Raw genomic sequence first — 10,431 nt, 5'->3', positions numbered from 1 at the left:
ACGCAGCCGATCGTCACTTCCCAGTTGACAGGTTATTCGGCTTTTATTGCGTAATCCCCAGTATTGAAATAAGCATCAAAAACTTTCTTGGCTATCGGTGTAGCCCGGCCCGTTTCCGACCTGAGATACGGGACCACAACGGTAACGGTAATTTCCGGATGGTCGAATGGCGCGTACCCGACGAAAGTTGAGTTAAAGACACTTTCATTCTTCAGATTCTCATTGTTACCGTCATAAAAGGCCTCTGCCGTACCTGTCTTGGCGGCAACGTTGTTCGGGTCTTTGCCAAAGGTCGAATAGGCCGTTCCGTTTGCGCTGTGGGTCACTTGGTAAAATCCTTGTTGGACTCGCTCCATCGCTTCGGCATCGACGTCCACTTGGTTCATTACTTTTGTATCCAATGTTGTTTCCAAAGCCCCCAGCGAGCCGTTTGCATCCGTGCTCCGGATTTCCGAAACCAGTTGGGGAGCGTACCGGGTGCCGCCGTTGGCAATGGTATTGATGTATTGCGACAACTGCAAGGTCGTGTACAGATCGTACTGTCCGAATGATTGGTCGACTACGTTAACTGCCGCTTGGTTGAACCCGGTCAGTCCGCTGCCTTCGTTCGGCAGATCGATCCCCGTCTTCACACCCAAACCGAACTGGGAAAAGTAGCTGCGCAGTTCGTCGATCAGATCTGGGGAAATATTCAAGGTACCTCCCGCTTCATAGCTGGATTGTCCCCCCATCAACATCGCCAATTTGATCATGTAAACGTTCGATGAACGGGCTAACGCGTCGATGTCGTTGATGGCCACTTGGCTGCCGACGGTCGGGTTGAAAACTGATTTTTTCAGATTTGAACCTTGGAATTGCAGCGGTTCATCGACGAGCACATTGTTGTCCGTGCTGATGACACCGCTCATGTATCCGGTCAGCACCATCGCGCCCTTCACAGCCGAACCCATCCCGTAACTGGAATTGATGACACCCAATGCATCATCCACAATTTCATTGGATGCAGAAATTTGCTTCCCGGTCATACCCAGGATTTCTCCTGTATTCGGATCCGATGCCACTATGTATATCCGGTCGTTATAGGGATCGACGTTGCTGTTCAGGAAATCCGTAGCGATCTGTTCGATTTCCTTCTGAAAATCGATATCGATGGTCAGAACCAGGTTATCCCCGGCTTTTCCTTCGTAGGATTCCTCCCGCGTCACAACCTCGCCTGATTGATCCGTGATCGTTTCCCACTGTGATTTCGTGCCTGAGAGCACCGATTCGTATTCTTGCTCCAAATAGGAGTTTCCGACGCGGTCGTTCCGGGCATAGCCTTTTGCCAAATAGGTGGACACTTGGTCGCTCGGCAAACCGATCTTTTCGCTGGTCACCCCACCCAAAATACTCTTCAGCAAGTCGGATTCTGGATAGATCCTGACCCAATCTGTCGCGACATCCACGCCGGACAAACCGGACAGCTTTTCGCTCACCTGTGCCAATTCTTCATCCGAGACATCCTTGTTTTTGATGCTGGTGGTCGACAAGGCATACGCGCTGTTCATCCGCTTGAAAATGGCGGCGATTTCTTTCTCTTCATCCGAATAGGCGACGTCTTCCGCCGTTATTTTTTCCAGCTCCACTTCATACAATTCGGAACCCGGCAACAGTTTTTCGTCATCAGACAGGCGTTCCAACATGACCTCGTTGTTTACGGCCATCCAATAATCCTTCAGGTCACGCTCCGTCAGTTCTTCAATGCTGACGTTTATCAGACCAGCCAATGAAGAGGCCACCTTCGACATTTCCTCGGCCGTCGTGTTTGCTCCTCTGGTGTAGGTTATGGAATGCTGCGGTTCATTGCCTACAAGGATGTTGCCGTCTCTATCATATATCAAACCGCGCGGCACTGACTCCGTCACAAGTGTCGTTTCTGTACGTTTCACGATGGCTTCGAATTCATCTCCGCGAACGATCTGCAGATATCCCAACCGGAATATCACCGCAGAAAACAGCGAGAACACGATGAAAAAGAGCAGGTTCAAGCGAAACGGGATATGCGATTTTCTCTTTCTTTTACTTTGGGTATTATCTTCCAATTTTACACCTTCCTAAAACCATAGTTCGACAACCTATTATAGCAAAAAAAGCATGCATTACAAACGACGCAATAAATTTTTAAAGATGTGCCTTCGCTGGATGTGCCCAGACGACCTCGGATTCTTCATAAAACCAGCTGGATATGCTAAAATAGCAGAAGCACTTGTGAAATTTTCGCTTCAACTATCCCGAGCGTTCATTCATGGTCAGGTGACTCTGCGGCAACGCCACAAAAATTTCATTTTAAGGAGGAATGTGCAGCATGCTGAAGCGTTTCACAACCCTATCCCCGCAAAAAAATATGCTTTTCCTTTCGTTCTTACTGCCCTTGTTTGTGATGATGGTCATTTATGCCACCATGGGCGTTTATCCTTTCGGCAACAGCACCTTGCTGACGGTCGATCTCGGCCAGCAATATGTGGATTTTTTCAGTTATTACCGCACTACCTTATTGTCCGATCCTTCCGCCATTTTCTTTTCATTCACAAAGGCATTCGGCGGAGAGATGTTGGGGCTGTGGGCTTACTATCTGATGAGTCCTTTCAATCTGATTTTTTTGTTTTTCCCGCAGTCCCAGTTGCCCTTGGCGGTGACCATTTTGATTTTGATGAAAGTTTCAGCGTCTGGCCTGACTTTTGCTCATCTGTTGATTTCTCGCTTCGAAGGCAAAGGCTTGTTGGTTCCGTCCTTCGCCTTGAGTTATGCCTTGATGGGTTACGTCATCGTCAATCAATTGAATGTCATGTGGCTGGACGGGCTCGTTTTCCTGCCTCTGATCATTCTTGGTTTGGAGAAACTGCTGTCGGGTGAAAGTGGTCTGTCTTACAGCCTGTTTCTCGGAGTGATGCTGATTTCTAATTATTACATCGGATTCATGGTCTGTGTTTTCCTTGTCTTTTATTATGTGTTCGCATTTTCCAGACAAGAAGTTGTCGGTCTGGACAACCTGAAGGCGCAGCTGAAGCACTTCTTAACCCAATCAGCCCGATTCATCGGTTATTCCTTGCTGGGAGCCGGCTTCGCCGCCGCACTGCTGCTACCTACCTTTTATTCGCTCTTGGGAAGCAAGGCAAGCTATGCCAACAAGCTGATTGATTGGAGTTTCGCCTATGATCCCTTCGAAGTCGTTTCGAAGTTTTATATCGGGGCTTTCAACTTCGACCAGATGCCCAGCGGACATCCTAATCTCTTTATCGGCACCGTCGCTCTGACTGCATACATCTATTATTTTTTTCATCCCGCCTTCTCAAAAAAAGAACGGTTCACCTCGCTTGTGCTGACCGCCCTCTTTTTTCTGGCGATGAACGTCCAGTTTCTGAATAAAATATGGCATGCCGGACAATATCCGATCTGGTACCCTTACCGTTTTTCGTTCACCGTTTGTTTCTTTTTCCTGTTGAACGGTTTTCGGGCGTTGCGTTCCTATCGTCCTTTTCCGTTTTTGCTCGCCTGCTGTCTTTTGATCACGAATGCGGCCACTGCCATCTATGTCCTGAAAAAGGATTTTGAATTTCTGGAGCCTGTCCAAGTATTGATCAGTGCAGTCATTTCCGTCCTCGTGCTGGTCTTGTTGATGCTTAGGGACCAGCCCCGAAAATGGCTGACCTACGCTTTGCTTTTCGTGGTCACCGCAGAGATGACGGCAAATGCAGCCGTCGACCTGTTTCGATTGGGCTACGTCAAGCAGGATGAATTCGCCGATTATCAGACGAATCTGAATACGATGCTGGCGGATGTGCGGCCATCCGAGGATACATTCTACCGGATCGAAAAAACATTCCAACGCTCCAAAAACGACAGTTTCCAAGCCAATTATGCAGGAATCAATCATTTCAGTTCCACTTTTGAAAAGGAGATTCCCGCCTTGTTCGGCTCACTGGGCTTTCCTGACGGGAACGGCTTCATCGTATATTCAACAGGGACCTTATTCACGGATGCACTGTTCGGTGTGAAATATTTCATCCAGGACAAGAAGTTGCCGGAAACATTTTATGACCTCAATGACGGCGTGTACCGTTTGAACCGCAACTCCACCCGCCCGGATTTGACCCAGTACAGTTTCTATTCCGAGACCGACCGAACCACCACCTTTGAAAATCCATACGCGTTGTCATTGGCATTCGGGGTTTCCGAAAGTGTATTGGATCTCGAATTGATCGAGGATCAGCCCATATTGATGCAGGAACAACTGTTGGATGCCTTCAACAATCAGGAAAGCATCGAACCTTATTTCTCGTTGCGTCCGTTCGATTCCAACGTCTTCCAGAATGTTACATCCGCTGCCGGGGATGCCCAGAACACAACCTACTATCGGTCTCTAGATGGGGCAATCTCGAGGATCGAATTCCAGTTCACCCCTACCAGCGACAATCCTTATTATCTGATTCTGGATGCAGGCATCGACGACGATAACGCAACCCTTTATGTGAATAATGTGAAGTTGGATTATTATACGACCTACCGGAACGATCAGGTCATCAATATCGCAAGCAACCAACAGGGTGAAAACATCACCTTTACGATTGAACTGCGCGAGGACTCGATACGTGTTCAGGACCTGAAACTTTACGAACTGAACAAAGATTTGTTCGAGGAGACCATTTCCGGGCGGCAAACGGAAGGCATGACAATCACCTCTTTCAGCCAGACACACATCACAGGTTCCGTCACAATCGAGGCTGAAAATGAAATATTGTTGACGACGATTCCCTACAGCGCAGGCTGGGAAGTGACGATCGATGGGAAAACTGCAGAAACAACCACCGCGCTGAATGGCCTGCTGGCGGTGCCGATCAGCGCAGGCATGCATACCATCGAGTTGACGTACCGCACCCCTTATCTGATGACCGGCTTGTCCATCAGCGGGGTTTCAATCGCTGGCGCCTTGTTATTCAGAAAATATCGTAAAAATAAATAAGAAAAGCGGTTGGAATTTGATCCCAACCGCTTTTCTTATTTATTTCAGGGCTAATCGAACCCGTTCCGCTTTTAGTCATTTAGGGAACCATGGGAAAAATTTATTTGTCCGTTTGGAATAAGCTGCGAAATCTTCGCGGTCTGCATACTTCTTCTCAAGCAGCGGGACACCTGATACGAACAACAGCAGTAACGTCATGATGATCGGACTGATGATCATGTACAGGCTGCCCCACCCATCCAAAGCTACGATGAAAATGCCCCACCACATCGCGGCCTCGCCAAAGTAATTCGGATGGCGCGTGTACTGCCACAGGCCTTGCATCATCAGCTTGCCTTTGTTGTTTGGATTGGCTTTGAACCGCTTGAGTTGCGCATCTCCAATCGTCTCAAAGAGGAAACCGACTATCCATAACCCGATGCCAACAAAATGGAACGGCGCCAGCTCTTGCTTTGCCGAAGTGTTCGTAACGATGATCGGCAAAGATACGATAAAGGCCAAAACCCCTTGCAAAACAAAGACATGCACGTAAGCTTTCAGACGCACAAAAGATGTCCCCCATCGCTTCCGCATATTGATGTAACGATAATCTTCAGGTTTATTCCAATTGCGGACCGTGATGTATAAAAAGAGGCGCAGGGCCCAGACTGCCACCATCGTCAACAACACGATCGCCCGCGGACCGATGACATCCGATATCAGGAAGGTTACGATCGCGACCAACAGGAAGGCAGGTCCCCAAAAACTGTCCACTATCGAATTATTATTCAGGTACTGCGCACCGATGAATACGATCGAAAAAAAGATCCAAAGCGCCAAAGCACTTAACAGAAAAGCATTCATTTTATGATTCCTCCTCACACATGTAGGAAATCGCCACAGTTCCTACCCCAGCGCTCATTCCAACAATCGTAGAAATGTTCATGATATATTCCGGTTCCTTGCCGAGCAAGGCAACGCTGCGCTTACGGTACGCTTCAGCTTTTTCGGGATTATTGGCATGCACGATAGCATATCTCGAAACCTTCTCCTGTGCATTCACTTTTTCCAGCAGTCTGAACAGCTTCTTTTCATTGCCCTTTTCGCTGAAGGCCTTCTCGGCTATCGAACCTTTGCCTTTTGCGTCGATGGATACGACAGGCTTCAGATTGATCGACATCGCCGCCATCCCCGAAACTTTGCTTAAACGTCCGGATCTCACCATATATTTCAGGTTGTTGACGCTGACGAAGATGTTTGTCCGGTCCCTCAAGCTCTCAATCGTTGCAACGATTTCATCAAAAGGTGCTTCCGCCGCGATCATTTCCGCAGCTTTCATGACAAGCAACCCCTCCGCACCGGAATTCCGTTTCGAATCGATCACGGCGATCTTTTTGCCTTCATGCAGTTTTTTCGAAACGGCATTCTGGAACACGCTGTTGGTTCCGCTCTGCTCTTTCGCGACAGTCAAAATGATGACCTTATCGTAATGGGAGAGCACCGTTTCCAGATATTTCTCGACAACGATCGGATTCGGCTGTGAACTTTTCGGGTATTCGATGGCTTCTTCCAACAAAGTATAGAAAAGTTCTGGCGTCATCGTCACCTTATCGAGATAGGAAGTGTTGTCAAAATTCAGATTGAGCGGCAACATATGCACTTGATAGCGATCAAGCATTGTCTGCGGGATATCCGCAATCGAGTCCGTGATCAGTGCGATGGCGTATTTCCGATCAAAAGCTGATTCGTTCTGTCTGACCATATCATCTGCCTTCTGCTGCAGAATGATGCCTTTTTTTCGCAAAACTTGGAATACCTGCTCCGGCGCATTGGCATGGATATGGATCCTGGCTTTGTGGTCGTTGCCTGCCACAATCAAGGAATCCCCGTAGAGTGCCAGTTCCGCTTTCAATGCTTCCAGATCAATCGCATCCCCTGACAACAGCGCTTCGGTGCAATAACGGTGGTGTATCTCCCCTTGGCTATGGATCAATTCCTCATTGAAGGCAAGGTCTACCGGTTCATCGCTGACCTCCAAATCCACCTTTCCGGTGCGCAAAAACGTCGCAAATCCTTGCAGAAAGTAGACAAAACCCTTCGCGCCGGAATCGACGACTCTGGAATCCTGGAGCACTTTCAGACGCGAGGTCGTCGCTTCCAAAGATTTGTTGGCCGTGACCAGCGATTTTGAAAACAATTCGGAAAATGTAGCTGAAAGATCTTTATGACTGTATACCGCATCCGCCCATTCCCGGATGACGGTGATGATTGTCCCTTCCACCGGATCGGAAATAGCCTGATAGGCATAAGGGACCGCCTTTTTGACTGTTTCTGCAAATGAAGGGATGGTTATCATCTCCTCATCCATCAGGCTCAGGAAGATCCCATTGATGTATTGCGCAATGATGATGCCGGAATTCCCCCTGGCGCCAGTCAAAGCAGCATCGGCTATGCTGTTCATTGTTTCCTTGACGGATCCGGAAATTTTCGCCTCCAGGATGATCGCATGCATGGTTGAAGAAAGGTTGCTCCCGGTATCCCCGTCAGCGACCGGAAATACGTTGATTTCATTCAGGCTGTTTTTGTTCTTGATGACCTCCTGCGCACCTGACACAAAAGAATAGTAAAGCTTTTCGCTGTCCAATTTTGAAATGTCCATTGGTCTTCTCCAATCCGCTCATAGGCTTTTTTGGTAGCTCAAAGAAATTTTTGGGCTACAATATATGTTATGCCGGCAGTTGCCGCATTCAAGAAAGTCCCCCAAGCCAAATCGATCACTGTGATCATGACTGGCCAATCCTTTAAAGTCGCCAGATTGGTCAAGTCATATGTCCCATATGCGATCAAACCGAAAAACCCGCCAGCCAAAATGGCATATTGCAGGCTTTCCTTCAAAAGGGCCGGTTGAATCACAAAAAATACGAGGCCGCCTATGAACAGCAGATAAAATACGATTGCCGCAACCCAATTGACATTTGGGGACATGAGATGGCCCAAATACTTGCTGTAAATATTTTTGGATACCACACCCAACCAGACAATATCCACCAAAAAGAACACAAAAAATGTCAGTAAATACAATTTGATGCTGTCCATCTTCTCTTCCTCCCTTTCCATAATCCGTTGCTGATTTAGTCGCTTGTTCTTTCGGACAAGATGCCGTCTTCCATCACATAAACTTTATCACAATATTCAATCAAACGCTCATCATGCGTCACCATGATGGTCGCCTTTTTCTTTAATTTTGTTTCTCGGGCAAGGATTTCCACCACTTCGAATGCCTTCTGTGTGTCCAGACTGGCGGTCGGTTCGTCAGCAAGTATGACTGATGGGTCATGGTAAAGGGCACGCGCGATGGCGACACGCTGCCTCTGCCCGCCGGAGAGATCGCTCGGGAATTTGTCCTTCAATTCGAAGATACCCAATTCTTTCAATAATTCATCCCGTTTTTGTTTGTCCACTTTGCTTCGCTCGACTTTGTTGGCCAAATGCAGCTGATCCTGGACCGTCAGAAATGGGACCAGATTCGAGGCTTGCAGAATAAACCCGATCTCTTCAAATCTTAGTTTGGCGCGTTTTTTCTCGGTCACCTCACTGAATGGTTTCCCATTGATCAAGACCTTTCCGGAAGACGGTGTCTGAAGACCTCCTGTGATGGTCAAGAACGTGCTCTTGCCTGATCCGCTCGGGCCGATGACGGCTACAAACTCACCGGCCTTTATGGAAATATTGGTTTTTTTAAGCGCTTCTATCTTAAGTTCCCCTTCCCCGAATGACCGGGAAACATCTATCATTTCAATTAATTTCATCTGCTGACTCTCCTATCCGATTGCCTTTAATGGGTCTATTTTTACAACTGCTCTTACGGAAAATACTCCACCGATCATGGCCATGATGACCAACAAGCCGGCTATGCCACTCAAAAAATATAAATTTGTGCGGTAAGGAACAGCGGGCGGCAAGACTAACGCTGTCACTCCGGTCAATATCAACCCGATGCCGACTCCGATTGCCGCCAACAGGAACGTTTGGATGACGACTGATTTTGCGATATAACCGCTCGAAATTCCTTGTGCCTTCATGACCCCAAACATGCTCGATTTCTGCATGGTAAGGACATAGATGAAAATACCGATCACTACTGACGCAATGACGACCAAAAATCCGATCATCAAACCGAATGTCAATACCTGAGCAGTGTATCCTGGAATTTCATTGATGTAATCCGCAATCGGATATACGTTCAGATCTTCGTTCCCAGTGTCCACCCCTTCAATCGTGTCATCGATTCCCCGCACTACAATTGCACTGATGCGCCCTTCCTCAGATTCATCAATCTGTTCAAAACGCACATCCTGATAGGAAGATACAGTCGTGTACAAAACCGGCGCGACACTGAACTTAGCGTCTTCAGTGAACCCGACTACTTCTACTTCCTTGTCCGATCCTGCCAACTGGAGCGTGTCGCCAATGACTATGCCCTCTTCTTCCTTCAGACTGATGTCTGCAACAACTTCATCATCATTTTGGAAAGCTCTTCCTTCGATCACTTCAGGCATCAGGAATTGATCCGATTCGATACCAAAAAAAGTTGTATTTATTTTTGCATCATCGCCTGACGTCCCTTCTTTCCTGATGACATTAGGAGCTATTCCGATGACAGCCGCTTCGTCAGCATCCACCCCATCGATGGCTCCTCTTGGCATCATGGACATATTGATATTCGTATTCGACTCGTCCGTCAGAATGATGCCGTCCGCATCCCATTTATCAATGCTGGTCCGATTATCCTGTGCCAACCCATAGGCAAGGCCCACCAAGAAGAACACCAAATACGATACCAGCACCATTACTCCAATTATCAAAGAAAACCTTGTTTTTGAATGTTTAATTTCTTTCCAAGCTAAAAACATTACTCCACCCCTTTATTTATGTTTTACAGACTGTTCTGGTCTATGCCGCCCATTGATTTGTTCAATATTTTCAACTGTTTCATCAACAACAGTCCATCGATGCCTTCCAGGCTACAGGCGTTCACTTCCGACAAAATAGCCAAATTGATTGCTTTCTTTGAAATGATGCCTTTTTCACTCAAGGTAACGATCGTAGCGCGCTTGTCCAAAAGGGACGGTTCCTTCGTGAGCCATCCCTGTTTCTCGAGACGGTTCAAAATGGGGTTCAACGTTCCGATACCCATCCCTAACCGCTCCCCGATGTGTTTGATCAATATATTGTCCTCATCCCATAAGGCCAGCAAGACCAGATACTGCGGGAATGTCAAATGGAAATCTTTCAATGCACGGTTATACATTTTGCCGAAACCATTTGCAGCCCGATAGACCTCGAAACAAAGCTGATCCTCAAGCGGCCTTTCAAAAATAGATTCATCCATCCCCATATCGCCCCTTTTCCAGATTTTTTCGATTAATATACATCTTACAAGATATATATTT

Annotated in this window: 8 protein-coding genes; 1 reads left to right on the top strand and 7 read right to left on the bottom strand. The window is 47.4% G+C overall.

From position 1 onward, the window contains the following. Positions 1–32: 32 nt before the first annotated feature. Complete coding sequence (locus WBV27_RS03330; RefSeq protein ID WP_424199399.1) at positions 33–2,081, bottom strand: peptidoglycan D,D-transpeptidase FtsI family protein; 2,049 nt, start codon at positions 2,079–2,081, stop codon at positions 33–35. A 263-nt stretch (positions 2,082–2,344) separates the two neighbouring features. Between WBV27_RS03330 and WBV27_RS03325 the strand changes: the two genes are divergently transcribed. Continuing rightward, positions 2,345–4,999 carry a YfhO family protein gene (locus tag WBV27_RS03325; RefSeq protein WP_424199397.1) on the top strand — a complete coding sequence of 885 codons (2,655 nt, stop codon included), beginning with the start codon at positions 2,345–2,347 and terminating at the stop codon, positions 4,997–4,999. A 75-nt stretch (positions 5,000–5,074) separates the two neighbouring features. Here WBV27_RS03325 and WBV27_RS03320 read toward each other — a convergent pair whose 3' ends face one another. The 6 genes from WBV27_RS03320 to WBV27_RS03295 are packed head-to-tail and all read right to left on the bottom strand — an operon-like array spanning position 5,075 to position 10,370. Then, the gene (locus WBV27_RS03320; protein WP_424199395.1) at positions 5,075–5,842 is read right to left on the bottom strand and encodes a DUF1295 domain-containing protein; all 768 of its coding nucleotides are present in this window, start codon (positions 5,840–5,842) and stop codon (positions 5,075–5,077) included. A 1-nt stretch (position 5,843) separates the two neighbouring features. Continuing rightward, the gene (locus WBV27_RS03315) at positions 5,844–7,637 is read right to left on the bottom strand and encodes a DAK2 domain-containing protein (protein ID WP_424199393.1); all 1,794 of its coding nucleotides are present in this window, start codon (positions 7,635–7,637) and stop codon (positions 5,844–5,846) included. 38 nt (positions 7,638–7,675) lie between these two features. Then, on the bottom strand, positions 7,676–8,074 hold the full coding sequence (locus WBV27_RS03310; protein WP_424199391.1) for a DUF2177 family protein: 399 nt from the start codon (positions 8,072–8,074) through the stop codon (positions 7,676–7,678). Between the two features lie 35 nt (positions 8,075–8,109). After that, positions 8,110–8,787, bottom strand: a complete 678-nt coding sequence (locus WBV27_RS03305; RefSeq protein WP_424199389.1) for an ABC transporter ATP-binding protein — start codon at positions 8,785–8,787, stop codon at positions 8,110–8,112. A gap of 12 nt (positions 8,788–8,799) precedes the next feature. Next, positions 8,800–9,891: an ABC transporter permease gene (locus WBV27_RS03300; protein ID WP_424199387.1), complete on the bottom strand. Its 1,092-nt coding sequence runs from the start codon at positions 9,889–9,891 to the stop codon at positions 8,800–8,802. Positions 9,892–9,914: 23 nt separating this feature from the next. Beyond that, positions 9,915–10,370 carry a MarR family winged helix-turn-helix transcriptional regulator gene (locus tag WBV27_RS03295; RefSeq protein ID WP_424199385.1) on the bottom strand — a complete coding sequence of 152 codons (456 nt, stop codon included), beginning with the start codon at positions 10,368–10,370 and terminating at the stop codon, positions 9,915–9,917. Positions 10,371–10,431: the final 61 nt, after the last annotated feature.

The sequence above is a fragment of the Trichococcus sp. genome, assembly GCF_049589555.1.
GTDB lineage: Bacteria > Bacillota > Bacilli > Lactobacillales > Aerococcaceae > Trichococcus.
The sequence above is the reverse complement of the archived record's forward strand: the minus strand, read 5'-3'. Positions and strand labels throughout refer to the sequence as shown.